Here is a 24,720-nt window from a genome sequence, read left to right as displayed (position 1 = left end):
TCTATTCCAATCTTTCCCCTTAGGTGTATGAGATGCCATACATTGAAAAGCTTGAGATGAAAGGATTTAAATCATATGGTAACAAAAAAGTGGTTGTTCCTTTTTCTAGGGGATTCACGGCAATAGTTGGTGCTAATGGAAGTGGGAAGAGTAATATTGGGGATGCTATACTCTTTGTTCTTGGTGGACTCTCTGCTAAAGCAATGCGTGCCACAAGGATAAGCGATCTAATTTTTGCAGGGACTAAAAAGGAACCTCCAGCTAAATATGCTGAAGTTGCAATTTATTTTAACAATGAAGATAGAGGATTTCCAGTAGATGAGGATGAGGTTGTAATAAAGAGGAGAGTCTATCCTGATGGAAGGAGTACATACTGGCTTAATGGTAAAAGAACAAGTAGAAGTGATATTCTCGATATCTTGAGCGCTGCAATGATATCGCCTGAGGGATACAACTTGGTTCTTCAGGGTGATATTACAAAGTTCATCAAAATGTCTCCGCTTGAGAGGAGAATGATAATTGATGAGATATCTGGAATTGCCGAGTATGATGCAAAGAAAAAGAAGGCTATGGAGGAGCTCAAGCAGGCAGAAGAAAATCTTGCAAGGGTGGATCTGCTTATACATGAAGTCAAAAGGCAGTTGGACAAATTAGAGAAGGAAAGAAACGATGCATTACGCTACTTAGATTTGAAGGAGAAGCTAGAAAAAGCCAAGGTTACCCTCCTTGTAGGAGAAATTAAGAGACTTGAAAAGCTCATTAAAGAAAGTGAAGAGAGAGACAAGCAGATAGAAGAGGAAACTAAAGAGGTCGAGAGTAGATTGAAAGAAATTGTAAAGGAGATAATTGAAAAAGAGAACCTATTAGCTAAAATAGAAAAGGAGCTGGAGGAAAAAAGTGAAGATGGCATTTTAGAGCTTACGAGAAAGATAAGTGATGTAAGATCAAAGATTGAGATGGCAAAAAGGAACATTGAGCTGGCTAAGAAGGAAATTGAGGAAAGCCAGAGAAGACTCATTAAAAGTAAAGAGGAACTCAAGAAGATTTCAGAGGAAATTGAAAAAAGCAAATCTGCAATACAGAGATGGAGCAAGAGGAAGGAAAAGCTGCTCAAGGAAATAGAGGAGAAAGAGAAAGAAAGAAATGAGCTGATTATAAAGCTTGGTGAGATTGATAAGAACTTTACTATAGCAAAGCAGGAGTTCGATAAGGTTACAGAAGAGCTTGAAAATGCAAAGCGTGACTTTTACATGAAAGAAAGTGATATAAGAAAGTTTGAGGAAGAAATAGAAAGACTGAAAAGTAAAATTGTCCAAAATAACGCAAGAAGACTAACCCTAAAGAACAAAATAGAAGAGCTTAAGACAAAGATTGATGAGAAAAAAGCTGAACTTGGGGAGATAGAGAGCAAAATGCAGAAAAGTGAAGCGAGACTTAGAAAGGCTGAGAGAGAACTTGAGGAAAAACAGCAGAAACTTCAAAAAGTTGTTCCTGAGCTGGAGAAAGCTAAGCAAGAGTTGATAAAAGCGGAGGCTCAAAAGGAAGTCAGCAGAAATAGTGCAATTGAAGCTTTGAAGAAAGCAAATATCCCAGGAGTTTATGGATCTTTAGCTGAATTAATCAGGATTAAGGATGATAACTATCTTGTTGCCATTGATGTTGCTTTAGGTTCTCATGCTGATAATGTTGTTGTTGAAGATGATAAAGTTGCTGAGAAAGCAATCAAGTTTCTAAAGGAAAATAGACTTGGAAGATTAACTTTCTTGCCTCTGAACAAAATAAAACCTCGCTCTCTAAAGGAGCCTTCCCTTGGGATTCCAGCGATGGATGTTGTAGATTATGACCCTAAGTTCCAGAATGCAGTTGCTTATGCACTTGGAGATACACTGATAGTTAATGACATGGACGAAGCAAGAGCCGTTGGAATAGGCAAAGTCAGGATGGTGACACTTGGCGGAGAGCTCCTTGAGAGGAGCGGTGCCATAGTTGGTGGTTATTATAAACCCAAAGCAAGATTGGCCGTGAACACTGAAGAGATGAAAAAGAGAGTAGAAAATCTTGAAAGGGAAAAAGAAAGACTTGAGGCTGAGATTAATGCATTAAAGGTTGAGTATAGAGGTCTTGAGAGAGAGCTGTTTGAGCTTAGGATGAAAAAGAGTGATGTCAGTAAAGACTTGGATGTTCTTCAAAAGGACATGGACAGATTACTGAAGGAAGACAAACTCCTGAGTGAAGAGATTAAAGAGAGCGAAGAGCTAATTAAAGCTCTTGAAAAGAGAATCTATGATACAAAAGGCGAGCTTGCAAAGCTCAAAGGAAAGATTGAGCGCTTGGAGAAGAAAAAAGACAAGTTAAAGAAAGCTTTAGATAATCCAGAGGCTAGAGAACTCAATCAGAAGATTAGAGAAGTTGAGCATGAAATAAGCAAACTTAGGGAAGAGTTAAGCAAAGTTGAATCAAAGCTTGAGAACCTTGATGTGAGAATTAATGAGGAATTACTTCCAAGAAAGGCTGACCTTGAGGAGGAAATTGAAGGGCTTGTAAATAGGATTAATGCATTCAAGCAGAGCATAGCAAAGAATGAAGAAGACATATCAAAGCTCCAAGAAGAGCTGAGGAAGTTAGAAGAACAAGAGAGTGAAGTCAAAGAGGAGCTTAAGGCCTTAAGAGATAAAAGGGAAGAGTTGAAGAAAGAGATAATCCAGCTAAGGGAGGAGAAAGACAAACTTAATAACAGACTGCAGGAGCTTAGGATTGAGGCAAACACGCTTAAGATTAAGATTGCCCAGTATACTGCCCAGCTCCAAGAGAAGAACAGAGAGCTCAAGCACCACGATACAAAACTAGTGAAGGAAATTCCACTTGACCTTGAAAAGCTGAGGGAAGAGATTGAGCAGATGGAAGAGGAAATCAAGGAGCTTGAACCAGTTAATATGAAAGCTATCGAGGACTTTGAAATTGTCGAAAGGAGGTACATGGAGCTTAAATCAAAGAGGGAAAGGCTTGAGGCAGAGAAGGAGAGCATATTAGAGTTCATAGATGAGATTGAAGCTCAAAAGAAGAACGTTTTCATGACAACGCTTAATGCAATAGCCAAGAACTTCTCAGAATTGTTTGCCAAGCTTTCTCCTGGTGGGAGTGCAAGGTTAATCCTTGAGAATCCAGATGACCCATTCAGTGGTGGTCTCGAGATTGAGGCAAAGCCTGCTGGAAAGGAAGTGAAGAGAATAGAAGCAATGAGCGGTGGAGAGAAAGCTTTGACAGCTTTGGCATTTGTCTTTGCAATCCAGAGGTATAAACCAGCTCCGTTCTACCTCTTCGACGAGATTGATGCACACCTTGATGATGCAAACGTCAAGAGAGTCGCTGACCTAATAAAAGAGGCATCCCAGCACAGCCAGTTTATAGTTATAACACTCAGAGATGTCATGATGGCAAACGCTGAAAAGATAATCGGTGTTTCAATGAGAGATGGAATTTCAAGGGTTGTCAGCCTAAGCTTGGAGAAGGCAATGGAGTACCTTGAGAAGGCAAAGCAAAGGAGTGCTCTAGGACTTTAATAGGTGACCAAAATGGAACGCAAGTATGAAGAGGAAATAACCCCCATTGATATTCTCTTACAGCTCGTCACAATGGGCAAAGTAGACCCCTGGAACATTGATATAGTGGATTTAACAGAGAAATACATCGAACGTCTGAGAGAAATGAAGGAACTTGATTTGAGGCTTTCAGCAAGAGCTATCCTTGCAGCTTCAATTCTTTTGAGAATGAAGACTGAGGCTTTGCTTTATGCAGATGAAAAGGAAGAGGAAAAAGAAAAGGGAGAAGAACGCATAAGGGTAGAAGTTGAACCCTATGTTCCCCCTCTCAGAAGAGTCGAGCGCTACTATACTTTAGATGATTTGATTGAAGCTCTCATGGATGCTCTTGAAGATGTGGAGAAAAGGAAACCAAAGGCAAAGAAAAAGGTTGAGATTGAGGAGGAAATCTTTGTTGTTGATGACTTCAGAGTTGACATTGAAAAGCACGTGAACAGGCTGTATGCAATTGTTAGGAAGCTCTATGAGGAGACTAAGGAGAAAATAAGCTTCTGGGAGCTTGTGTTTGACCCAAGTCCAAAGATAGTTGCAAGAACTTTCCTTTATCTGCTGTTTTTAGCAAACATGGGGAAGGTTGAGCTTATTCAGGAGGAACCGTTTGGGGACATATATGTCGTTCCAGTGGAAGCTTGAGGATTGGTTTCTTCTTCCAAAATTCTCTCTTTTCTCTTTGCTGGCCTGAGGGTTATTGCCAACAGTGGAGGTTCATCTCCAATGTAGAGGACTTTCTTTTCCTTGTTGATGTAGAAGTAATATTTGCCTTTGGAAACTTGCTCAAGGAACTTTTGAGGTGTTGTAACTTTTATAAACTTCTCTTTTCCCCAGAAAACGCATTCATAAGTCTCGTTGATATCCTCCATTCTTTCCATAATTTTATTAAAGTTCAAAAGCTCGGCATCAAGCTTTGTACATACGAGGGATTTTCGCTTATCTGTAAAAATGACGATTTTTTCATTAATCTCAATCCTTTCTGCATTTTTGAGGAAATCCAAAAGTGCAGAATAAACTCGCTCAAGCTTTCTCCTCTTTGACAACCTTTTGACAATTCTCTGCTTTGCGTGATTCGTTAGAAGCATGGATTGAGGTTGGAGGGGGAGTTTAAAAATGTGACGTGTCTGGAGTTTTAGTCAAACTTTCGCGAGAAAAGTTTGTTATGGTGCCGGGGCGGGGCTTCGAACCCCGGATCTCCCGGTTTCTCAGGCTCCCCCGAAGGGGAGTCGCCCTATGAGCCGGGCGCTTTGACCAGGCTAAGCTACCCCGGCATGCCCGCATATACCTCCTTGTGATGCATTTTTAAATCTTTCGTTGTGCTAAATGGTTTCCAGTATCAGCTTGAGCAATCTTTTGTCGTTAACTGCTATGATGTTCAGCTTTTCGGAGGCGCTTAAGTCAAATTTTAGCTCCTTCCCAGTGTCATCAGTTATTATCGTCCCTGCTTCTTTAGCTATTAAAGCACTCGCTGCTATGTCTGTCGGCCTCACGTAATTCCTAATGTCTAAAACTCCATCGAGAGAACCTTTTGCTAAGTAGGCAAGTTCTATTGCAATAGCTCCAAGCACTCTGACTCTCTTAACTTTGTTTATAAGCTCTACTCCTCTACCTCTCGTGTAAAAGCTTATCGCTATTGCTTTCTCGTTGAGTTCTCTGACATGGATCGGTCTACCATTGAGATAAGCTCCTTCCCCAGAAATTCCCTCATAAATGCTCTTTGTCATGAATTCGTAGAGCATTGCATACTCTGGCTTGCTACCTTTGAACACAGCAAAGCTGAAGCCGAAAATTGGAATGCCGTGAATAAAGTTGAACGAACCATCAACAGGGTCAACTACAATTGTGTAATCACTTCCAGCATCAATATTTCCGATTTCTTCACTAACAATATTCACGCCAAGAGGTTTTAGTGCGTTAAGAACAATATCCTCGGCAATCTTGTCAACGAGCTTTGTCTTATCTCCGCTGGGACTAACTCCAATGACTTTTCCACCTTCTGGCTTCCCAAAAAGAGGGAGTATTTCCTTCTCAACTTCCTTTGCAATACTTAGAGCAATTTCATTCCATTCATACATTTTCAAACCCCCATAAGCATTCTTAATAAATTCCTCGTCCCCGGAGCAAATCCGAGAATAAAGACTACTGTTTTGATGAAATCCATAAGCTCTTTGTCACTTTCAGTTTCCTGCAGTTCTTTCATGAGATAGAGCACTATCATTAGGGTTACAAACTTTAAGAGATACATAACCGCCGCTGTTCCAGTTAAATTAATTAAAAATCTTGGAAGGACGTGCTGTTCCCAATAGCCCATGAACTGGATGCCAACAAAAGTTGTCGTTGCATCATAAAAGTGGGCATAGAAGAGGTAGCTGTTTTCTCTAACGAGTTCAATTTTCTTTGTCATCAGATAGATGATTCCTTCTGCTATTATCACAGCTGGGATAAAGTACTTCAGCACAATCCAAGTGAAGTGAACTTTATCTAAATGTGTCAGCAACATGACAAAATCAAAGCCTACCAGTGCCCAGCCAAAGTAGAGAAACACCTTTCTCCAGTCTTCAAAGAGCTTATGTGTAATGAGCAGTGCGGTGAAGGTTATTGCAAAAGTAAGCACATATATTCCAGGAGTCACTGTCAAATACGTCCTTGGATAGATAGTTGCATCAGTTAATGCCCTCGTAAATGCTCCAAATATCATGTAGGGGATTAACGCTCTAAAAAACGCATTGTCATATTTTATTCCAAGTCGTTTTAGAATTTTATAAACTGCCAGTGCCGCTATTCCCAAAATGATTGCGTATGTTAATGTGTTAACGACATTATAGCCAGTGTTGTATTTTATTGGATTCACAAAGTACTCTTGGAATATCTCACTTACTCCCATTTAATCACCACTAAGAGTTTGCCCTTTCCAATTAAAGCTTTTCTTTCCAATTAATTTTTAAGCTTCGAGAGAGAAATATAAGCAAAGGTGATGGTCATGCACTTAATGGAATTACCTCGCGAGGTTCTTCTTGGAGAAAATTTGAAAGATAAGGTCGGGGAAGTTGCTAAAAGGCTAAAATTAGGCGAAAGAGTCCTGATTCTTTACGGACCTAAAACTAAAGAGATTGCTGGAAGAGAAGTTAAGCATCACTTAAAAGAGAGCTTTGATGTTCACAGTTTAACAATTAAAAAAGCTTCAATGAAAGAAGTTGAGAAAACAGTTGAGAAGATAAAAAATGAGAATATTCAATGGGTTGTTGCTGTCGGCGGTGGGAGCATAATTGACGTTGCTAAACTTGCCTCATTCAAGAGCAATATTCCTTTCATCAGCTTCCCCACAACTGCTTCTCATGATGGTATAGCAAGCGCAAATGCTTCAATTAAAGACCTTAATACCAAGACTTCGATAAAAGCAAAACCACCGATAGCTGTTATCGCCGATGTAAAAGTCATCAAAACTGCCCCATACCGCTACTTAGCCGCTGGAGTTGGGGACATGATCTCCAACCTAACGGCGGTAAAAGACTGGCAACTGGCTCACAAGCTCAAAGGAGAATATTACAGTGAATATGCAGCTTCTCTTTCTTTAATGAGTGCCAAAATGGTGATAAAGAACGCTGACATTATAAGACTGGGTAATGAAGAAAGCGTTAGAAAAGTGATAAAAGGCTTAATTTCAAGCGGTGTTGCTATGAGCATAGCCGGTTCTTCGAGACCAGCAAGCGGAGCTGAGCATCTCTTCAGCCATGCCCTGGATTTAATTGCCCCTAAGCCAGCTCTGCACGGTGAGCAGTGTGGTGTTGGAACGATAATTATGGCTTATCTTCACGGACTGAAGTGGCAGAAAATTAGGGAAACCTTAAAGAAGGTCAACGCTCCAACAAATGCATATGAACTAGGTATTGATCCGGAGTATATTATTGAAGCTCTAACCATTGCGCATACAATCAGACCTGAGAGATACACTATCTTGGGAAAGGATGGTTTAACGCGAGAAGCGGCTGAAAAAGCTGCTAAAATCACTGGAGTTATTTGATTATCACCATTCACATAGGAGGTGTCAGAATGGTAATCACATTAGTTGGTGAAAAGTTAGCTAAACCTGGTGTTGAATTCATTTATTACGGCCCAGCTGACCCATGCAAAACCTGCAGATTAGCTAGGGTCTGCGTTGGGAACTTAGAACCCGGAAGGAGGTACAAAGTGGTACGAGTAAGGAACATAGAACACTCTTGTCCCCTCCATGAAGGAAAAGTCAGAGTTGTTGAGGTTGTTGAGCCTTCTATAGAGGTGGCAATAGAGTCCAGGCTTGCAATAGTCGGTTCAAAAATTAAAATTAACTTCGTTGAATGCGATGACCCAGAAAAGAAGGACGTAATCAGGCCAGAGGGGCTTTTTGAGGGCGATACTGTTAAAATTCTTGAAATTGTCGGTGAAATCGAGTGCAACGGTAAAAAATACAAAGTAGTCAAAGTTATGAGGGAAAAGGAGTAATTTCTTCTCTATTTCTCTTTTTCCACAAAAACCATAAACTCTTTTCCAAGCGCTTTTATCTTGTAACCTCTCACTTCTCCATCAAGGAGGCGCTTGATGTTCCTGAATAAAAATCCCCTCTTTCTAAGCAGCTCTTGGGCTTCTTCCACATTTATTGCTTTGAATCTCAGCTTTCCTCCTGCTCTCGTCTGGGCAACCTTTGGCACATCAACTCTTGCAACTACTCCAATTTTTGCATAACCTCCCGTTGTCTGCCTATCAGCTAGCATGATTATTGGCTTCCCGTTGGCTGGAACCTGAATAGCTCCCAAAGGAATTGCATCGGTGATTATGTCTGCTCCTTTTTCGGAGTGCTCTATCTCTGGACCCTCCAGACGGTAGCCCATTCTGTCTGAATTTGGCGTGACTTCATAAGTTGAGCTTAGAAAAGTTTCAATACCTTTTTCTGTGAAATGATCGAGCTGAGGGCCTAGAATCACTCTAATTTCACTTTCGTTTGAGTAGCGTGGGATTAATGGTTCTGGCAGAACTTTCCCTTCTTTCCCTGTCAGAATTGCATATCCAAGCTTGAGCTTATCTCCCTGCTTCAAAGCTCTCCCAAGCTTTGCCCTCAAATAAGTTGAGCAGCTTCCAAGGATTTTATCACATAAAATTCCACCAGCGAATGCTATATATCCATAAACACCACTCTTTAGAGTTCCTATCTCAAGAACATCTCCCCGCTTAGCCCAATGGCTCTGCCAAGGCTCAATAGGAACACCATTGAGCTTGACTTCAACATCTCCAGCAACTGCAAAAACTGCTGAGGAGTGAAATCTTATAGTGGGACCTTTTAAGACAAATTCGATTAAGGGAGCGTTATCATGATTCCCAACGAGGTAGTTAGCTAAGCGCGCACTCACTTCGTCCATGACTCCGCTAACGGGGATTCCGAACTTCTGGTAGCCGTATCTTCCAAGGTCTTGGATTGTGGTGAGAGATGGAACATTAACGAGCTCAATCATTTCTGCTCGCCCCATTCTCTCTTATAAATTTTCCAAAACTCCTCCTCACTTATCGGTACGAACTTGACATAATCACCCGGCTGTAACAAAGTTGGTGGATCTTTCTCTGGAGTGAAAAGTCTCAGCGGTGTTCTCCCAATCAGTCTCCATCCGCCGGGGCTTTTTATGGGATAAATACCTGTCTGCTTTCCAGCTATGCCAACACTCCCTGCTGGCACTTTCAACCGTGGCTTTTCTAAACGAGGAGTTGCAATTCTTTCATCCATTCCTCCAAGATAGGCAAATCCTGGCGTAAATCCAAGCATGTAAACTCTGTAGAGTGGCTTTGAGTGAATTTCAATGACATCATCAATAGTCAAACCATTATGCTGAGCTACAAACTCAATGTCTGGTCCAAATTCTCCACCATAAACCGTCGGGATTTTTACAATCCTTGGCTTTTCCTCTTTTGGTTCCGCTGAGAGGAAAGGCTTAATGGCATCGAGGGCTTCTTGATAGCTGAGCTTGAGTGGGTCATAATACACATAGATGCTTGTATAGGTGGGAACAACTTCAATAAGCCAATCTGGAGAAGCTTTTTCTATGGCATTGGCAACTGCATGGACTTTTTTGTTAATCCCCTCGTCTATTCTGTCCCCAAAAATTATAACTAGAACGGAGTCTCCAGCTGGTTTGAACTGAGGGAACATGGAATCACCTTATAACTTCCTTCATTGGCACAATCTTGATTCCTTCTTCCTCTAAGCGCTTTCTGATGTACGCTGTAATCTCAAGAGCTTTTGGATTGTCACCGTGGACGCAAATTGTATCAGCTTTAAGCTCAATCCACTCACCGTTGATTGCTTTAACGCCACCATCCTTGACCATTGAAATTACTCTTTCCGCTATAAGCTCCTTATCGTGAATTACTGCACCTTCCTTGCTCCTTGGAACTAAGGTTCCATCTGGGTTGTAAGCCCTATCAGCAAAGACCTCGTGAGCAACTTTAAGCCCCATCTCTTCAGCAATCTCTAAGGGTTTTGAGAGTGATAATCCTACAAAAATCAGCTTTTTGTCAAAATCTGCTATTCCCTCAAGAACTCCCCTTGCAAGCTCTTCATCTTTGACTAAAGCATTATAGAGAGCTCCATGGGGTTTAACATGCTGTAGGGTTAAGCCCTCTGCTTTAACGAATGCATATAAAGCTCCAATTTGGTAGAGAATATAGTTCCTCGCTTCCTCTCTTGTTATCTTCATGTATCTCCTACCAAAGCCCATAAGGTCTGGGTAGCCTGGGTGAGCACCTACTTCAACGCCGTTTTCTTTTGCAAGCGTAACGGTTTTTCTCATTACTGATGGATCTCCAGCGTGCCAGCCGCATGCAACGTTGGCTGATGTGATGTATTTCATAACTTCCTCGTCCATGCCGAGTTTGTATCTTCCAAAGCTTTCACCAAGATCAGAATTGAGGTCAACTTTCATAATTATCACCTCCACCAAAAGAATGTAAAAATTGAAAGATTAAAAAGATATCATGCCTGAAGAACTTTCTTATATGCTTCCATAATCTCAATTTCTTTTTCACTTGGCTTTGTTAGAGCACTGATTATAAGGGCAATTACAACATTTGCGATAACTCCAACAAGCCCTGCAACTGCTGGATGTTCAAGAACTGGAAGGTGCAACTTTCCTCCTATCTGTGGTGATAGGAATGCTGCCAAGATGCTTCCTACTATTAGTCCCCAGATTGCTCCATTCTTGTTTATATACTTCTTTGTTGTTGGAATGACAGCTTGTAATACTAAAGGCAAGAACTGTAGTCCACCAGCACATGCTATTGCAGCTATGTTGAAAATTAAACCTGGCTTAAGTAGGGCGAAATACCATCCTATAAGGGCCCAGATTATCATGAAAATCCTACTTACGAATATATAGTGTCCCTCATCAGCATCAGGCTTGATGTATTTCTGGTAGATATCCCTAACTAAGATCATTGAAGTTGATCCTAAGAATGAGTCGAGAGTTGACATTGCAGCAGCTGTTGCACCTGCAAGGAGGAAACCTGCCAAAACCGGATTAAGGAGCTTGTATATCATCACTGCAGCAACAGCATCTGCACTTCCATATTGGGCCTTAAGTGCTGAAATAAACCCTGGTTGTAGTACTCCTGGGACTCCCTTAACATTGGCAACTGCAGCTGAGAGACCTATTAATGCTGCTGCAATGTAGTATGTGCTGAGATAAATTGCAGTTCCAATAGCAGAAGCTTTAAGAGACCTTTCATCTTTGGCAATGTAGTATTTAATCCATAAGTGTTGCAAGAGCATCAAACCGGGACCATAGATCAAAATTGCTCCCAATGTCTTTTGAGGTGTCCAGTTCATTGTCAAGAGTTTTGGATTGACCGCCCTGACTGAATCCATTAGAGCTGTGAATCCTCCTGGAACAAGTTTTCCAACAATTAGAGCAGCTGCAAGGAAGATTCCCAGATACATCCAAATACCCTGCAGAACATCTGTCCAATAAGCTGCTCTAAGACCTCCGAGGAAGAGGTAAATTGCTGCAACTAAGATTAAAACAAGGGATGCCCACTGGTATGGAATATGCCCCTGGCTTGCAACATCTAAAATTATTCCTAGTCCTACTGCTTGAACAACTATGTATGCAATGATGAAGAGTGCCATGACAATTGCAGTTATGAGACCAAGAGTTTTACTGTCATAGAAGTCACTGAGCATATCTGCAGGTGTTATATGACCTCTGGCTTTTCCAATCCTGTAGATTCTAGGGCCAACGAGATACATGAACACTCCAGCCAAAACTGTCCAAGCAGAAGCTACGATCCAGAAGGTAATTCCCGCCGTTGCAAATACTGCTACACTTGTTAAAAAGGCGAATGCACTGTGGTATGTAGCCGCTGTTGCTAAGAATGTAACCAGAGTGCTTCCCTTTCTACCAAGGACATAGAAATCTTCCATGGATCTTTTAAGAACTCTACCAGCGAAAATACCAATGCCTATCACGAGGATACTGTAAATTACTATAATTGTTGTGGCAATTTGCCATGTTTCCATATTACTCACCACCTCTCAGATCATAATATCCCCAGAGAACAAACATACCTAAGGCAATAATCCACCAGATCACTGAGTAGGCGAATGGTTTGCTCATGCTGAGTATTGAGGGTTCTGGTGTATTGAAGAGATACACTGCGAAAGGGAATATCCACAGCACTATTGTCAAAATCGCTAAATTTCGGTCATTTATCCAAGAAGGTTTTGCATTCATCCAAATCCCTCCTTGGAAATAGTTGCAAGTTGAATTATTATTTTAAGGGTATATAAAGCTTATTTTAAAAAAAGAACTTTCGACACAGTCCAAAATTAGAATTGATTTTACCAATGTCGTCGAAGGATAATCTCTTTTACAAAGTTAAAGCCCCTTAAATGCAATGTAAAATTTCAACGCTATTGTTGAGCATTTATAATCGAATGCTCTAAAATGATGACAATTTTCAAAATAAAAAGCACACCAATGTATTACAATGTTCAAAGCTAAATAAATAATGACAGTAATGTTATGTTATGCTTTATTTTAATCTTTTATCAAAGGCTTTGGGGCTTTGAGTTACTGGTAGGATTTCATATTCGGCTATATACGGATACTTAGATAGAAACTTATGTACACTTCTTGTTAATATGTGTAAATTTCGCTCAAAGAATCTAAGTAGAACATCATATTTTCCAGCATACTCTGCAATTTCAAAGATTCTGTAGTTTTGCTTGGCATCATTAATGAACTGCTCTATGTCCTTCTCTGATGCAGTTTTTTCAAATTTAACCAAGACATCAGCATATGCCAGATTAAGCTCTTGTAAAATCAAGATTCCAATAATTTGAAGATACCCTTTCTCTTGTAAGAACAAGCGCCTTCTCCTAACTGTCGTTGCAGAGACGCCAAGTCTTTTGGCAATTTCAGTATCGCTCATTCGTCCATTTTCTCTAAGCAGAAAGTATATTTTGAGATCCAAGTCGTCTAAAATTCCACCAAAGACCTTTCTCCAGAAGTTAAGTTCATCAGTATTTATTGGATAGCGGAATCTTTCATTCATACAATCACCCCTAACATTAGAATCAATTTGGGGGATAAAGCTTTAACCCTAACGTTGAACTTTTATCATGCTCGTTATTGATGCCGCAATATTTATTCAGGGAATTGATGTTGAAGGTTATACCACACCAAAAGTAGTGGAAGAAGTGAAAGACCCTGAGTCGAGACTCTTTCTGGAGAGTTTAATCAGTGCTGGCAAAGTAAAAGTTTTGATGCCTTTAGAGGAGAGCATTGAGGTTATTAAGACGAAAGCCCTTGAGACAGGGGAATTAGATGAGCTGAGCGAAGCAGATATTGAAGTTCTTGCCCTTGCTTATGAACTCAAAGCTGTCCTTTTCACTGATGATTACAATCTCCAGAATATTGCCAAAACCCTTGGAATAAGGTTTAAAACGCTCAAAAGAGGCATAAAGAAAGTAATCCGCTGGAGATATGTATGCATTGGATGCAACAAGAAATTTAAGCGTGAGCCACCAGGGAGCATCTGCCCTGATTGCGGGAGTCCTGTTAGGTTACTCCCAAGAAAGAAGAGTAGAAGGAAAAAGACTAAGAAATCTTAATCGTTTTGATCTCAAAGGGCTTTAGCTTGACTTTTCTACCAACCTTTCCAAGTTCCTTGAGTTCAATCATGTCCATTTTGATGCCTTCTTTTGGCAGTTCAACTTCAAGCTCTTCTTTTGATGGATTGTACAGCCTTAGGATATATCCATTTCCATCTTCTGCCTTCTTCAACGCTCCAACTACTGCATCTGTTCTCATAAAACTAAACCCCTTAGCTTTTCCTTCAACCCATCTAGCCTTGACAACCCTAAGCTTTGACCAAACTTCCAGTGCTCTCTTGTAAACTTCTCCCTCAAACCAATCTCCCTTGTGGGGATAGATGTAGTATGTGAATTCACCCTCTCCTAAGTCGCTCCATGGGTTTGGATAAATTGGCGACTTGAGCAAACTAAGTCCAATCTTTGAATCCCAGTTTGTGTAACCGTGCCTTGACGTACAAATTATAGCAACTCCGTAATCACCATCGCAGACATCTGCCCATCTCAAAGCTGGAACCTCAAATTTGGCCTGTTCCCAAGGAGTGTTTCTTACTGCTGCTCTTTCTATTACACCATAAGGAATATCATAAAAGGAACTCCAGTTGTGTGTGTTGAAGTTGAACCATGCCTTAAGCAGAATTTCCTTGTCCTTCCAGTCGACTTTAGTCTCAAACTCCAATAATTTTGATTCCTTGCGGAGCTTTATGAACTGGGTCACCCTTGAACTGCCATAGCCTTTGACTACTTTGATGACCGCAATTAATGGACTCTGGTAAATCACTTTGGCTTCTTCAAGTGTTTTGAGCTTTTCACCTTGAATCAGAAAGTCCTCGTTTATATCCCAAGCATCCCACATGCCCGGCGTATCTATATGAGCCATCAAGACATTGCTGGTGCTTCTTAATGCCTCTCTCTTATTCTCTTTGTCATAAAGGGAAATCAACTCTCCATCCTTATTTATAACTGCCCTTAGATACTCGTTCTCAAGTACTATTTTATCTCCTTCAGCCTTGACTTTAATACCTTCTTTGACTTCAATAGGCTCAAAGGCTTTCCAACCCAGAGGTGGAGCCTCAAGGAGGTAATATTCTCCATTAACCTCAACTACCTCTCTCCTCTCCCAAGGCAGGTCATTGAAGACTAGGGCACTGCTTTCCTTCTCAGCAATTCTCTCCAATACACTGTGAATTATTTCCTCTGCTTCTCTGATTACTTTCTTTAAGTCCTCAATAGCCTCATCATAAACTTCTTTTATTGAGGAGCCGGGCAGAACATCATGGAACTGATGCAGCAGAACCCTCTTCCAGAGTTTTTCAAGCTTCTCTTTTGGATATTCAACCAGTCCAAGCATCTCAGCTATTGTGCTCCAGATTTCAGCACTCCTCAAAACTGATTCAGCGTCTGCCATGTACTTCTTCATCTTAAGGTTTGTTGTATACGTCCCTCTGTGTACCTCAACATAAAGCTCACCTTCCCATGTAGGCATCTTATCAATGCATGATTTAAATTCTGAGATATACTCATCCTCGTACCCTTTGACTATCTTTGGGATGTGAGGGACTTTGTTCATGTGCTTCATCATCTCAACCATTTCCCATGTAATTCCTCCGCCACCATCACCATATCCGTAGACATAGAGCAAAAAGGGAACTTCATATTTGTTCTTATAGCGCTTCCACTGCTTGTAGAGGCTTTTGGCAGTCATTGAAGACTTGTAGCTCATCATAATGTGAACAGGGATTTCTGTTCCATCAATTCCCTTCCATATGAAGGCATGATATGGAAACTCGTTCCTTTCATTCCATAAGAGCTTATATGTAGCAAAGACTTCAATTCCGCTCTTCTTCATTATCTGTGGCAGAGAAGCAGAGAAGCCAAAGGTATCAGGAAGCCACCCTATCTTTGCTATTCTCCCGAATTTTTCAAGGAAGTATCTTTGGCCGTACAAGAACTGCCTCACGAGGGATTCACCGTCTATAAGCTGAACATCACTTTCGACCCACATTCCTCCAGCCAATATCCATTTTCCTTCTCTGACATACTTTTTAACTTTCTCAAAAAGTTCTTTGTCAAGCTCCTCAAGCCATTCATAGTACTGGGCTGAGCTTTGGATGTATGTTATTCCATACCTCCTCATGAGCCTCTCAATTGTCGAAAAAGTTCTCAGAATCTTCTGTTTTGTTTCGGCATATGTCCATAGCCAAGCAGCGTCTATGTGAGAATGTGCGAAAGCGTAAGCTTTGCCAATTTTTGGGAATACCCTTCTCAGTCTGGTAAGTGCATCTTCAAGCTCTTTATGAATCCTATCAATTTCTTTTAGGTAGTGTTCTCTCTTCGGCTTGGGGATATCTTCAATTTTTCCTTTCATAGCACCAATTCCATACACTGCAGAGAGAAACATATAATCAGGTCTGACCTCTCTTACATCAAAGCGTCCAATTTTGAGCTCTTTAATTCCTAAACCTCCATCATAAAGGAGCATTCTAAGAAGAGTAATTTGCTTAATACTTGGAACGCTCTTAACCCGAATAAGGATATCTGAGAGTTCTTTCATTAAAGCTTCTTTCAAATCTTCTTCCTGGATTATCTCAATGAAGCTCACTAAATCAAGCAGTCTTTGAGCTAGGACATAAGGTTCCCACATAATCCCAACGAGCATTGCATAATCAATTTTAATACGCCATTTGTGGTATCCAAACATTGTTAGAGGAGATACTATGAGCTCAAGTTTATGCTTTCCAGAACGGATTGGGATGTAAGTGTGAATATCATCTATTGTTCCATATGCCATTCCGTCAAGTTTTACTAAAGCATTTCCTTCCATAGAGACTTTCAAAAACCATTTAAGACCATCGTTAGGAACTTCAATCTCTCTTGAAAAGACTACCAATGTATTTGGCTCAGCTTCTCTCTGGAATGGTAGCTTTATGGTTTTTCCCTCTGATTCCCATGTATTTAGGAGTTTGTATTTCCTAATAGAAGTAGCCATTAAATCAAAAGCTTTTCTCTCAATCTCGGCTAAGCCCATCATAGCTATCACACTCCTAAATTTTAAAAGTAGAAGAAAATAAAGCGTCAGCGCTCATAGGGTTCTTCATCACTCCGCTTAAATTTACTCATCATCCGCTATAATTTTATCGGATGTAGTATTCAATAAGTTTTCTAAGCTCAAAATTTGGCTTGATCTTTTTTCTTAAAAACCTTTTAAGCTGTGTGTTTTCAGCTAAAAGCCCGCTCAGCTCTATAGCCAAAATTTTATTATCTTCACTAACTCCATAGGCTTTGTATCTAAGAGGTGCCCACTTCTTTTCAAGCTCATAAACCTTTTTTTCAAGCTCTTTAACCTCATTCTCCAGCTTCTCAATGTCTCCTTTTGGAGTTTTAAATTCTCCAGTAAGAATTATCCTTAAAATGTAGTCTTCACTAGCCTTGTATTTTTCGCCGAGATCTCTTATTTTCTTCCAGAGGTCTTCATTAATCTCAACCTCAATTTTTCCAAGTCCTCTCTCAGGTTTTATTTTCAAGCGCACGCTTTTTCTCCTCCAGCTCTTTTCTCAAAGCTGCATTTTCTTTTCTTAATTTTTCACTCATCTCACGCATAAACTCTCTATCTTTCAGAGCTTTTTCATAAAACCTCTCTAGAGCTTCAAGCTGTTCTTCGATTTCTTTTAGCTTTTCCTCAAGCTTAGCTTTCTTCTCATTAAGAAAGGTTTCTCGTTCAGCTTTTAGCGTTTTTTCAGCTTTTTTGAGATTTTCCTCGATTAATTTTATGATTTCCATCTTGCTGAGCTTTTTAAGCTCTTTGAACTTTTCTTTTGGAAGAATTATCTCCATTGGATTCACCTTTTTCTTTCTTCTCCATTTCAGTCTTCCTGTCATAGCATAAGATGTAGAACGCTAATAAGCTCTTCCACTTTCCATAAGGCTCTATAATCTCTCTCACGTCTTTTTCTTTTACTTCTTTAGTTTTCTTTCCAAAAATTTTGGCAATACCTCTCCTCAGCCCCAAATCCCCAGCTGGGTAAACATTTCGTCTGAGTCCATAAAGGAGGAAAAACTCAGCGCTCCATTTCCCAATTCCTCGGAATTTTGTAAGATACTTTATTGCCTCTTGCTCTGTTAAATGGTCAAGGCTTAAATTGAGCTTCCCTTTTAGATAAAGGTCAGTAAGCTCTCTAATGTATTCTGCTCTATACCCGAGCTTCGCTTTCTTCAGATCTTCAATGCTTAGTTTTGATATGTCCTCTGGCTTTGGAAAAACATATAGATCTCCAATTTTCTTGCCAGCTAGCTCGACTAAATTCCTAATAGTTCTCATGGCAAATTCAAAGCTAACTTGTTGTTGGGCTATTGTCTCAACCAGAGCTTGATACTTATATGGAGCAGCTGGAATTGTCAATCCATAGAACTCATCAATAAGAAATGCAAACTTTGAATCTTGAATTTCACCATAAAATTTTTCCAAATCAGTATTAAGCCCAAGAATGAACTCAATTTTTTCTTTTGCGTCTTTCTTTTCTTTTGATGAAAGATAATATGGCAGGTAAAAGTTCTCTCCATCAAAACCAACTATGCCATAATCCAAAGCCTGCCAGAATATTCCATTCTCATATTTCCAAGTTTTGTTCTTTATCATCTCATGGATTACCTTTTTGAGGTCTATCATTTTAACCATTGATCAAGTTTGATTGGATTTTCCTTTATATCCTTTAGGGTAGAAACATAAAGGCGTTTTCCATCCTGAGAACGCTTAATTTCCAACTCACCTGCCTCTTCTAAGAACAACATGATTTCTTTAATCTCTCTGTCTTTTATCCCAAACTGTTCCCTCAGGAATTCCCAAAATGGTTCTCTATTTGAATACTTTGCTGCATTTCGTATAACCTTCCACGCGATTTTAATTTTTTCATTCCCTTTAACAACCTTAAATTTCTTAATTTCCTCTTTCATCATCAATAAAAGATATCGTTCCTTCTTTATAGTTTTTTCGAGATTTTACTACATTTCAATCCAAATTTAAACGCTAGTAAGAAAATCTGAGAGAAAACTTTAATTAGGTTGAAGGAACAAATTTTATACAAGGTGGTGATAAATGCGAAAAGTTTTACTGTTTATAGCATTACTTATCCTTCTCACACCTGGATTTGCCCAAGCTAAAACAGTTTATGTAGCCCAGATCAGGGGTCAAATAACATCATATACTTATGATCAATTCGATAGATACATAACTGCCGCTGAGAAAGCTAATGCAAACGCTATAATCATCGAGCTTGACACCCCGGGGGGAAGAGGGGATGCAATGCAGAACATAATACAGAGAATTCAGACTGCAAGAGTTCCGGTAATAGTCTATGTTTACCCATCTGGAGCTATGGCAGCCTCCGCTGGGACTTATATAGCATTAGGCTCTCATCTGATAGCAATGGCTCCAGGAACTGGTATTGGGGCATGTAGACCAATTCTTGGTTACTCCCAAAACGGAAGCATAATTGAAGCACCAAACAAGATTGTAAACTTTTACATCGCTTACATTAAGAGCTTGGCCCGGGCAAGTGGAAGAAATGCAACAATTGCTGAAAAATTCATAACCGAAGATTTAAGTTTGACTCCTGAAGAGGCATTGAAGTACAACATCATTGAGGTCATAGCATATGATTTGAACGATCTTCTTAACAAAGCTGATGGAATGAAAACAAAACTCCCAGTTAATGGAAGGTATGTAACTCTGGATTTGAAAGGTGCACAAATTGTGTATTTGCAACCCACCCTTAAGGACAAGTTGATTACATACATCACAGACCCAGTTATCGCATATGTCCTCTTAACTCTTGGAATCTGGGCACTGATTCTAGGGTTTTTAAGTCCAGGATGGCACGTCCCAGAAACTGCAGGAGCGATAATGATTGTCCTTGCGATAATAGGCCTTGGATACTTTGGCTATAGAAGTGCTGGGCTTTTGTTGATATTCTTGGCAATACTATTTTTCATAGCTGAAGCATTGACTCCAACATTTGGTTTGTTCACAGTTGCTGGATTTATCTCGTTTGTTCTAGGCAGTATATTCTTATTCAGCGGAGGTGGTGGCGTGGATTATTTAGTAAGCAAAGAAGTGTACACACAGCTTAGACTCGTGATAATAACAATTGGCATCCTATTGGCGTTATTCTTTGCCTTCGGAATGGCAGCAGTAATAAGAGCCCACAGAAGAAAAGCCCAAACTGGAAAAGAGGAAATGATAGGATTAACAGGGGAAGTTATTGAGCCATTAGTGCCTGAAGGCATGATAAAAATAAGGGGCGAGCTTTGGAGGGCAGTTAATAAAACTGGAGAAAGCATAAACATTGGTGAAAAAGTTAGAGTTGTGGGAATAGAGGGGTTGAAGCTTATTGTTGTTAGGGAAAAAGAAAAAAAGTTTGAGGAAGAAAGTAAAGGTGGTGAATGAAAATGGTAAGCTTTATTGGTGGGAACTTTATCGTAACAGCAGTTGTTTTGTTGTTTATTTTAGTGTTTTTGGGTTCAGCACTGAAAATAGTTAAGGAATATGAAAGGGCAGTAATTTTTAGGCTAGGTAGAGTTGTTGGAGCTAGAGGTCCAGGTTTGTTCTTCATAATACCAATTTTTGAAAAAGCAGTTATAGTGGATTTGAGAACCCAAGTTTTAGACGTTCCAGTGCAGGAAACAATAACAAGGGACAACGTTCCAGTTAGGGTTAATGCAGTTGTTTACTTTAGGGTTGTTGACCCAATTAAGGCAGTTACACAAGTTAAGAACTTTATTATGGCAACTTCTCAAATTGCCCAGACGACTTTGAGAAGTGTAATAGGCCAGGCACATTTGGATGAGCTTTTGAGTGAAAGAGAAAAACTGAACAGAGAATTACAGAGGATTATAGATGAGGCCACAGATCCATGGGGAATCAAGGTAACAACTGTTGAGTTAAAAGATGTTGAGTTACCAAGTGGAATGCAGAGAGCAATGGCAAGACAAGCTGAGGCAGAGAGAGAAAGGAGAGCAAGGATAACACTTGCTGAGGCTGAGAGACAGGCAGCAGAGAAGCTTAGAGAAGCTGCTGAGATAATCTCAGAACATCCAATGGCACTGCAATTGAGAACACTGCAAACGATTAGCGATGTTGCAAGTGACAAGAGCAATGTCATAGTGCTTACACTACCTATGGAAATGCTCAAGCTCTTTAGAAGCTTAGCTGACACCTCAGAAGTTGCTAGAAAGAAGCTTGAAAAGGAGATGGAGAAAGAGAAAAAGGAAGAAAAGTCTGAGTAGTGTCTTTTTCGTTTCTTTTTACCAGTTTTTATCTTTAATTTTCGAATATCAATCTTAATTAATCCCAAATTGTAACTAAAACTTCTACAGCGTTAATCTTAAAAATAAGCTATTATTATTAATTATATATTGGAGGTGAGGGCTATGAAAGTGAAATTGGCGTATCCAAACCACATAGTAGAAATAACAGAAAAAGAAGTGTATCTGTTCAACGGTAAACTTGTAAGTGCCCCCCTTGATGAAGTCCTTTATTATGCCTATGGAAAAGATGCTGTTCTTCCAGAAGAGTTAAAGAAAGTTGCACATGATGTTCTGAGAGTATTTAATTCCATTTCTGATGAAGGTAATGCTTTAAAATTTGTCATACCAGATTTTTCAAGGAGAGTTACTGCCTAAATTGAATTTTATTTTTCTTTACAGATTTTTGTGACTATCTGAAGTTATTCTCCTTTAAGTTTTTCATAATTTAGTTAAAAATCTTTAAGTAGTGATTTGTTCAATATAAGACACTACCGACTTTTAGGGGGGAGATAAATGAAGGCAAAAATAAGAATTCTTGATGTATATACTGGGAGATTTACGGTGGTTATAAATGAAAATGATGCAAAGAAGGTTAAATTGCACCCAGAGGACTTGGTTAAAATTGAGAGTGGCAAAAAAACGGTGTATGGGGATGTTGTTATAAGCAACATGGTTGAAGAGGGAGAAATTGGACTGAGCAAAGATATTCTCCAAGTACACAGCTTTTCTCAAGGAGAGATTGTGAACATAGCTCCAGCAGGAACTCCGGAAAGCATACGCTACATAAAGAAAAAGATGCACGGAGAAAAGTTAAGGAAAGTTGAAATTGAAAGCATAATTAAGGACATTGTTGATAGGAAGTTAAGAGAAATTGAAATTAGTGCATTTGTCACTGCTCTCGAGATTAATGGTCTTGATATGGATGAAATCGCTGCTCTTACCGTTGCAATGGCAGAGACAGGTGATATGTTGGACATAGACAGAAAGCCAATTATGGATGTTCACAGTATTGGTGGAGTCCCAGGAAACAAGACAAACATTCTTGTTGTCCCAATTGTTGCTGCCGCTGGATTAACAATTCCAAAAACATCATCAAGAGCTATCACAAGTGCAGCTGGAACAGCTGACGTTGTTGAAGTCCTTACAAACGTCTCACTCAGCTTGGACGAAATTAAGAGAATTGTTGAGAAGATTGGTGCCTGTCTCGTGTGGGGAGGAGCATTGAATTTAGCCCCAGCTGATGACATAACAATTAAGGCAGAGAGGGCCCTAAGCATTGATCCAAGAGGCTTAATGCTTGCAAGCATTATGTCAAAGAAATATGCTATGGGATCTCAGTACATTTTAATTGACATTCCAACTGGTAAGGGAGTCAAAGTTGAAACAATGGAAGAGGCAAGATCATTAGCAAGGGACTTCATTGAGCTTGGAAAGAGATTGGGGCAATATGTTGAGGTTGCAATAACTTATGGTGGACAGCCAGTCGGACACACAGTTGGTCCAGCCCTTGAAGCTAAGGAAGCGTTGCAGACACTCATGACTGGAAAAGGCCCTGGAAGCCTCGTTGAGAAGGCAACAGGCTTGGCAGGAATTCTCTTAGAGATGGGTGGAGTTGCACCAGCTGGAATGGGTAAGAAAATGGCGAAAGAAATTCTTGAGAGCGGAAAAGCTTACCAGAAGATGAGAGAAATCATTGAGGAGCAGGGAGGAAATCCAGATATTAAACCAGAAGAAATCCCAATTGGGGACAAAACCTATACTTTCACAGCCCCAACAAGCGGTTATGTCACTTTCATTGACAATAAGGCTATAACAGGAATTGCAAGAGCAGCTGGAGCACCAGAGGACAAGGGAGCTGGACTTGAGCTCTATGTTAAGGTTGGGGAGAAAGTCAAGGAAGGTGATCCATTGTTCACAATATACGCTGAGAGCGAGGCAAGACTCGACCAAGCTATCATCTATGCAAGGAGAACAGAGCCAATAAGAATTGAAGGGATGGTTCTTCAGCGAATAGGAAATATCTGACTTCTTTCCTTCTTTTAATGCTTTCCATGTCTTTCGTACCAACCCCACTCTTTCTTTGGCCCAAAGGCCCTAACTCCTTTCTTGACAAGGGTAATTCTCAAGTCCTTGGCCATTTCGTGAGTTATTTCCCCTCTTTCCTCAAGCCAGTTGATAATCTCTAAAGCCTCTTCATCGGTTTCACATCTTCTTAAGAAATCAATCACTGTGGGATTATATCCTGAAAAGTCTATCTTCTCTTCTTCAAGCTCCTCCTCTTCAAGAACCTGGAATTCATCTACGCGATAACCTTCAATAACAATACCTTCCCTTTCTTCAAGCTCTTTAGCCAAGGCAGGAAATTTTTCTTTAAACTCCTCCTTATCATATTCCTGCCAGGCGAATTCATCCACAGATTTCTTCTTTTTCTCATCCATTAATTCCACCTAATAATGGGTTGGAGGTTAGTTTATAAAATCTTCTTTACAAGGTGATATTATGAGAGGGTCATATTTCCTAGTCATTAAAGTCGAGGGAGACATGATTGTACGAACCAAAAGAAAAGAGTTTCCTCTTAAAGCTGGGTATTACGTTTATGTGGGTTCTGCAATGAATTCCCTTGAGAAGAGAGTTGAGAGACACTTTAAAAAAGACAAAAAGCTTCATTGGCACATTGATTTTCTTCTTAAAGAATCCGAGCTTCTGAGAGCCTACTTAATTCCAAATGATGCAAAGATCGAAGAAGAACTCTCAAGAGAAGTTTCAAAATTTGGAAAGCCGGTTAAGGGATTTGGAGCAAGTGATTTAAGGATAGGCTCAAATCTCTATTATTTCAAAGATGAACCTGACAACCTGTTAACTACTATTCTCCAAAAATTGGGATTGAAGTGGAAAAGTGTTAAAAGTCCCAATGAAGTTAGAAAATTGGAGGGAGAGAAATGAAACTGAAGCTCGGAAAGGTTGAATCATATATTCACGAAAAGCTTGAAAAAGAAAAGTTGCACTTTGTTCTGCTTGATCCTGATGATGTTTCACCAGAAGAGGCTTCAAAAATAGCTAAGATGTGCGAAGAAGTTGGAGTAGATGCAATAATGGTTGGAGGCTCAACAGGTGCCGAAGGTGAGGTTTTGGATAGTGTCGTTAGGGCCATAAAAGAAAGCTCCTCTCTGCCCGTAATACTCTTCCCTGGTTCTCATGGAGGTATAAGCAAATATGCTGATGCAATTTTCTTCATGAGCCTTCTCAATTCGAGAAATCCATTCTTTATAACGGGTGCTCAAGCTTTAGGTGCATTTACTGTAAAAAGATATTGCATTGAACCAATCCCCATGGCATATCTTATCATAGAACCTGGTGAAACTGTTGGCTGGGTTGGAGATGCAAAACCAATTCCCAGACACAAGCCAAAAATAGCTGCAGCTTATGCATTGGCTGGTCAATATTTAGGGATGAGACTAGTATATCTTGAGGCTGGAAGTGGGGCACCCGAACACGTCCCAAATAGGATGATTAGGGTTGTCAAGAGTGTTATTGATGTTCCACTTATCGTTGGGGGTGGAATAAGAACTTATGAAGATGCCAGAGAGGTTGCCCAGAGCGGGGCGGATATTATTGTTACTGGAACAGCTATTGAAAAAGCTGGTTCTTTGGAAGAAGCTAGGAAAAGGCTTGAAAGTTTAATCAAAGGTGTTAAAGGCTGAATTCTTCTACCACAAA

26 protein-coding genes and 1 tRNA gene are annotated in these 24,720 nt (G+C 40.0%); 11 read left to right on the top strand and 16 right to left on the bottom strand.

Annotation, left to right across the window (positions count from 1 at the left end):
- The first annotated feature begins 32 nt into the window (after positions 1–32).
- Positions 33–3,560 carry a chromosome segregation protein SMC gene (smc, locus tag TES1_RS05890; RefSeq protein ID WP_042681053.1) on the top strand — a complete coding sequence of 1,176 codons (3,528 nt, stop codon included), beginning with the start codon at positions 33–35 and terminating at the stop codon, positions 3,558–3,560.
- 12 nt (positions 3,561–3,572) lie between these two features.
- Positions 3,573–4,232, top strand: a complete 660-nt coding sequence (locus TES1_RS05885) for a segregation and condensation protein A (protein ID WP_042681051.1) — start codon at positions 3,573–3,575, stop codon at positions 4,230–4,232.
- Here the strand turns inward: TES1_RS05885 and TES1_RS05880 are convergent.
- The 4 genes from TES1_RS05880 to TES1_RS05865 all read right to left on the bottom strand — a co-directional run bounded on the left by TES1_RS05880 (position 4,184) and on the right by TES1_RS05865 (position 6,474).
- A complete protein-coding gene (locus TES1_RS05880) occupies positions 4,184–4,675 on the bottom strand; it encodes a hypothetical protein (RefSeq protein WP_042681050.1) in 492 nt (163 codons plus the stop codon). The two genes, TES1_RS05885 and TES1_RS05880, sit on opposite strands and share 49 nt — an antisense overlap.
- 78 nt (positions 4,676–4,753) lie before the next feature.
- A tRNA-Met gene (locus TES1_RS05875) sits at positions 4,754–4,861 on the bottom strand.
- A 48-nt stretch (positions 4,862–4,909) separates the two neighbouring features.
- On the bottom strand, positions 4,910–5,665 hold the full coding sequence (locus TES1_RS05870; protein ID WP_042681048.1) for a bifunctional fructose-bisphosphatase/inositol-phosphate phosphatase: 756 nt from the start codon (positions 5,663–5,665) through the stop codon (positions 4,910–4,912).
- Between the two features lie 2 nt (positions 5,666–5,667).
- Positions 5,668–6,474 (bottom strand): DUF63 family protein, encoded by an 807-nt coding sequence (locus TES1_RS05865; protein WP_042681046.1) that lies wholly within the window; start codon positions 6,472–6,474, stop codon positions 5,668–5,670.
- Between the two features lie 96 nt (positions 6,475–6,570).
- Here TES1_RS05865 and TES1_RS05860 point away from each other — a divergent pair, with 96 nt between their 5' ends.
- A complete protein-coding gene (locus TES1_RS05860) occupies positions 6,571–7,611 on the top strand; it encodes an NAD(P)-dependent glycerol-1-phosphate dehydrogenase (RefSeq protein WP_042681045.1) in 1,041 nt (346 codons plus the stop codon).
- 29 nt (positions 7,612–7,640) lie between these two features.
- A complete protein-coding gene (locus tag TES1_RS05855) occupies positions 7,641–8,069 on the top strand; it encodes a UPF0179 family protein (RefSeq protein WP_042681043.1) in 429 nt (142 codons plus the stop codon).
- An 8-nt stretch (positions 8,070–8,077) separates the two neighbouring features.
- On the opposite strand, the gene TES1_RS05850 is transcribed toward TES1_RS05855, so the two are convergent.
- The 6 genes from TES1_RS05850 to TES1_RS05825 form a co-directional block, all read right to left on the bottom strand.
- Positions 8,078–9,073 carry a 5-oxoprolinase subunit C family protein gene (locus tag TES1_RS05850; RefSeq protein WP_042681041.1) on the bottom strand — a complete coding sequence of 332 codons (996 nt, stop codon included), beginning with the start codon at positions 9,071–9,073 and terminating at the stop codon, positions 8,078–8,080.
- Positions 9,070–9,762, bottom strand: coding sequence for a 5-oxoprolinase subunit PxpB (gene pxpB, locus TES1_RS05845; RefSeq protein WP_042681039.1), 693 nt, complete (start codon positions 9,760–9,762; stop codon positions 9,070–9,072). Before pxpB ends, TES1_RS05850 begins: the two co-directional genes overlap by 4 nt.
- A 4-nt stretch (positions 9,763–9,766) precedes the next feature.
- Positions 9,767–10,534 carry a LamB/YcsF family protein gene (locus tag TES1_RS05840; RefSeq protein WP_042681037.1) on the bottom strand — a complete coding sequence of 256 codons (768 nt, stop codon included), beginning with the start codon at positions 10,532–10,534 and terminating at the stop codon, positions 9,767–9,769.
- Between the two features lie 50 nt (positions 10,535–10,584).
- Positions 10,585–12,126: a sodium:solute symporter family protein gene (locus tag TES1_RS05835; RefSeq protein WP_042681035.1), complete on the bottom strand. Its 1,542-nt coding sequence runs from the start codon at positions 12,124–12,126 to the stop codon at positions 10,585–10,587.
- Between the two features lies 1 nt (position 12,127).
- Positions 12,128–12,340, bottom strand: a complete 213-nt coding sequence (locus TES1_RS05830; protein ID WP_042681033.1) for a hypothetical protein — start codon at positions 12,338–12,340, stop codon at positions 12,128–12,130.
- A 301-nt stretch (positions 12,341–12,641) separates the two neighbouring features.
- Positions 12,642–13,163: an Lrp/AsnC family transcriptional regulator gene (locus TES1_RS05825; RefSeq protein WP_051408182.1), complete on the bottom strand. Its 522-nt coding sequence runs from the start codon at positions 13,161–13,163 to the stop codon at positions 12,642–12,644.
- Positions 13,164–13,230: 67 nt separating this feature from the next.
- Between TES1_RS05825 and TES1_RS05820 the strand changes: the two genes are divergently transcribed.
- The gene (locus TES1_RS05820; protein ID WP_042681031.1) at positions 13,231–13,722 is read left to right on the top strand and encodes a type II toxin-antitoxin system VapC family toxin; all 492 of its coding nucleotides are present in this window, start codon (positions 13,231–13,233) and stop codon (positions 13,720–13,722) included.
- Here TES1_RS05820 and TES1_RS05815 read toward each other — a convergent pair.
- From TES1_RS05815 to TES1_RS05795, 5 genes are all read right to left on the bottom strand, one after another.
- Complete coding sequence (locus tag TES1_RS05815) at positions 13,709–16,732, bottom strand: alpha-mannosidase (protein WP_042681029.1); 3,024 nt, start codon at positions 16,730–16,732, stop codon at positions 13,709–13,711. The two genes, TES1_RS05820 and TES1_RS05815, sit on opposite strands and share 14 nt — an antisense overlap.
- Positions 16,733–16,835: 103 nt before the next feature.
- The gene (locus TES1_RS05810; RefSeq protein WP_042681028.1) at positions 16,836–17,231 is read right to left on the bottom strand and encodes a hypothetical protein; all 396 of its coding nucleotides are present in this window, start codon (positions 17,229–17,231) and stop codon (positions 16,836–16,838) included.
- On the bottom strand, positions 17,209–17,535 hold the full coding sequence (locus tag TES1_RS05805; protein WP_042681026.1) for a hypothetical protein: 327 nt from the start codon (positions 17,533–17,535) through the stop codon (positions 17,209–17,211). The genes TES1_RS05810 and TES1_RS05805 overlap by 23 nt, the downstream gene beginning before the upstream one ends.
- Complete coding sequence (locus TES1_RS05800) at positions 17,495–18,367, bottom strand: DNA-3-methyladenine glycosylase family protein (RefSeq protein WP_051408181.1); 873 nt, start codon at positions 18,365–18,367, stop codon at positions 17,495–17,497. Before TES1_RS05800 ends, TES1_RS05805 begins: the two co-directional genes overlap by 41 nt.
- Positions 18,364–18,651, bottom strand: coding sequence for a hypothetical protein (locus TES1_RS05795; RefSeq protein WP_042682753.1), 288 nt, complete (start codon positions 18,649–18,651; stop codon positions 18,364–18,366). The genes TES1_RS05800 and TES1_RS05795 overlap by 4 nt, the downstream gene beginning before the upstream one ends.
- 142 nt (positions 18,652–18,793) lie before the next feature.
- Between TES1_RS05795 and TES1_RS05790 the strand changes: the two genes are divergently transcribed.
- The 4 genes from TES1_RS05790 to TES1_RS05775 all read left to right on the top strand — a co-directional run bounded on the left by TES1_RS05790 (position 18,794) and on the right by TES1_RS05775 (position 23,028).
- Entirely contained in the window at positions 18,794–20,143 is a 1,350-nt protein-coding gene (locus TES1_RS05790; protein WP_042681025.1) for an NfeD family protein, read from the top strand.
- 2 nt (positions 20,144–20,145) lie between these two features.
- Positions 20,146–20,982 carry a slipin family protein gene (locus TES1_RS05785; protein WP_042682752.1) on the top strand — a complete coding sequence of 279 codons (837 nt, stop codon included), beginning with the start codon at positions 20,146–20,148 and terminating at the stop codon, positions 20,980–20,982.
- 144 nt (positions 20,983–21,126) lie between these two features.
- Positions 21,127–21,378, top strand: a complete 252-nt coding sequence (locus TES1_RS05780) for a hypothetical protein (protein ID WP_042681023.1) — start codon at positions 21,127–21,129, stop codon at positions 21,376–21,378.
- 138 nt (positions 21,379–21,516) lie between these two features.
- Positions 21,517–23,028: an AMP phosphorylase gene (locus TES1_RS05775; RefSeq protein WP_042681022.1), complete on the top strand. Its 1,512-nt coding sequence runs from the start codon at positions 21,517–21,519 to the stop codon at positions 23,026–23,028.
- Between the two features lie 14 nt (positions 23,029–23,042).
- Here TES1_RS05775 and TES1_RS05770 read toward each other — a convergent pair whose 3' ends face one another.
- The gene (locus TES1_RS05770; protein ID WP_042681021.1) at positions 23,043–23,441 is read right to left on the bottom strand and encodes a DUF2095 family protein; all 399 of its coding nucleotides are present in this window, start codon (positions 23,439–23,441) and stop codon (positions 23,043–23,045) included.
- A gap of 61 nt (positions 23,442–23,502) precedes the next feature.
- On the opposite strand from TES1_RS05770, the gene TES1_RS05765 reads away from it, so the two are divergent.
- Both TES1_RS05765 and TES1_RS05760 read left to right on the top strand, forming a co-directional pair.
- Positions 23,503–23,946, top strand: a complete 444-nt coding sequence (locus TES1_RS05765) for a GIY-YIG nuclease family protein (RefSeq protein ID WP_042681020.1) — start codon at positions 23,503–23,505, stop codon at positions 23,944–23,946.
- Positions 23,943–24,704: a geranylgeranylglyceryl/heptaprenylglyceryl phosphate synthase gene (locus TES1_RS05760; protein WP_042681017.1), complete on the top strand. Its 762-nt coding sequence runs from the start codon at positions 23,943–23,945 to the stop codon at positions 24,702–24,704. The genes TES1_RS05765 and TES1_RS05760 overlap by 4 nt, the downstream gene beginning before the upstream one ends.
- Positions 24,705–24,720 lie beyond the last annotated feature (16 nt).

The organism is Thermococcus paralvinellae, assembly GCF_000517445.1.
Lineage (GTDB): Archaea > Methanobacteriota_B > Thermococci > Thermococcales > Thermococcaceae > Thermococcus_B > Thermococcus_B paralvinellae.
Note: the sequence above shows the minus strand (reverse complement) of the source record. Positions and strands in the feature narration are given on the sequence as shown.

Coding starts and splice junctions, on each gene's coding strand:
- TES1_RS05820 (WP_042681031.1), top strand. CDS start 13,231: ATGCTCGTTATTGATGCCGCAATATTTATTCAGGGAATTGATGTTGAA.
- TES1_RS05780 (WP_042681023.1), top strand. CDS start 21,127: ATGAAAGTGAAATTGGCGTATCCAAACCACATAGTAGAAATAACAGAA.
- TES1_RS05865 (WP_042681046.1), bottom strand. CDS start 6,474: ATGGGAGTAAGTGAGATATTCCAAGAGTACTTTGTGAATCCAATAAAA.
- TES1_RS05855 (WP_042681043.1), top strand. CDS start 7,641: ATGGTAATCACATTAGTTGGTGAAAAGTTAGCTAAACCTGGTGTTGAA.
- TES1_RS05825 (WP_051408182.1), bottom strand. CDS start 13,163: ATGAATGAAAGATTCCGCTATCCAATAAATACTGATGAACTTAACTTC.
- pxpB (WP_042681039.1), bottom strand. CDS start 9,762: ATGTTCCCTCAGTTCAAACCAGCTGGAGACTCCGTTCTAGTTATAATT.
- TES1_RS05765 (WP_042681020.1), top strand. CDS start 23,503: ATGAGAGGGTCATATTTCCTAGTCATTAAAGTCGAGGGAGACATGATT.
- TES1_RS05795 (WP_042682753.1), bottom strand. CDS start 18,651: ATGAAAGAGGAAATTAAGAAATTTAAGGTTGTTAAAGGGAATGAAAAA.
- TES1_RS05885 (WP_042681051.1), top strand. CDS start 3,573: ATGGAACGCAAGTATGAAGAGGAAATAACCCCCATTGATATTCTCTTA.
- TES1_RS05775 (WP_042681022.1), top strand. CDS start 21,517: ATGAAGGCAAAAATAAGAATTCTTGATGTATATACTGGGAGATTTACG.
- TES1_RS05870 (WP_042681048.1), bottom strand. CDS start 5,665: ATGTATGAATGGAATGAAATTGCTCTAAGTATTGCAAAGGAAGTTGAG.
- TES1_RS05860 (WP_042681045.1), top strand. CDS start 6,571: ATGCACTTAATGGAATTACCTCGCGAGGTTCTTCTTGGAGAAAATTTG.
- TES1_RS05830 (WP_042681033.1), bottom strand. CDS start 12,340: ATGAATGCAAAACCTTCTTGGATAAATGACCGAAATTTAGCGATTTTG.
- smc (WP_042681053.1), top strand. CDS start 33: ATGCCATACATTGAAAAGCTTGAGATGAAAGGATTTAAATCATATGGT.
- TES1_RS05850 (WP_042681041.1), bottom strand. CDS start 9,073: ATGATTGAGCTCGTTAATGTTCCATCTCTCACCACAATCCAAGACCTT.
- TES1_RS05800 (WP_051408181.1), bottom strand. CDS start 18,367: ATGATAGACCTCAAAAAGGTAATCCATGAGATGATAAAGAACAAAACT.
- TES1_RS05815 (WP_042681029.1), bottom strand. CDS start 16,732: ATGATGGGCTTAGCCGAGATTGAGAGAAAAGCTTTTGATTTAATGGCT.
- TES1_RS05840 (WP_042681037.1), bottom strand. CDS start 10,534: ATGAAAGTTGACCTCAATTCTGATCTTGGTGAAAGCTTTGGAAGATAC.
- TES1_RS05760 (WP_042681017.1), top strand. CDS start 23,943: ATGAAACTGAAGCTCGGAAAGGTTGAATCATATATTCACGAAAAGCTT.
- TES1_RS05785 (WP_042682752.1), top strand. CDS start 20,146: ATGGTAAGCTTTATTGGTGGGAACTTTATCGTAACAGCAGTTGTTTTG.
- TES1_RS05880 (WP_042681050.1), bottom strand. CDS start 4,675: ATGCTTCTAACGAATCACGCAAAGCAGAGAATTGTCAAAAGGTTGTCA.
- TES1_RS05805 (WP_042681026.1), bottom strand. CDS start 17,535: ATGGAGATAATTCTTCCAAAAGAAAAGTTCAAAGAGCTTAAAAAGCTC.
- TES1_RS05790 (WP_042681025.1), top strand. CDS start 18,794: ATGCGAAAAGTTTTACTGTTTATAGCATTACTTATCCTTCTCACACCT.
- TES1_RS05770 (WP_042681021.1), bottom strand. CDS start 23,441: ATGGATGAGAAAAAGAAGAAATCTGTGGATGAATTCGCCTGGCAGGAA.
- TES1_RS05835 (WP_042681035.1), bottom strand. CDS start 12,126: ATGGAAACATGGCAAATTGCCACAACAATTATAGTAATTTACAGTATC.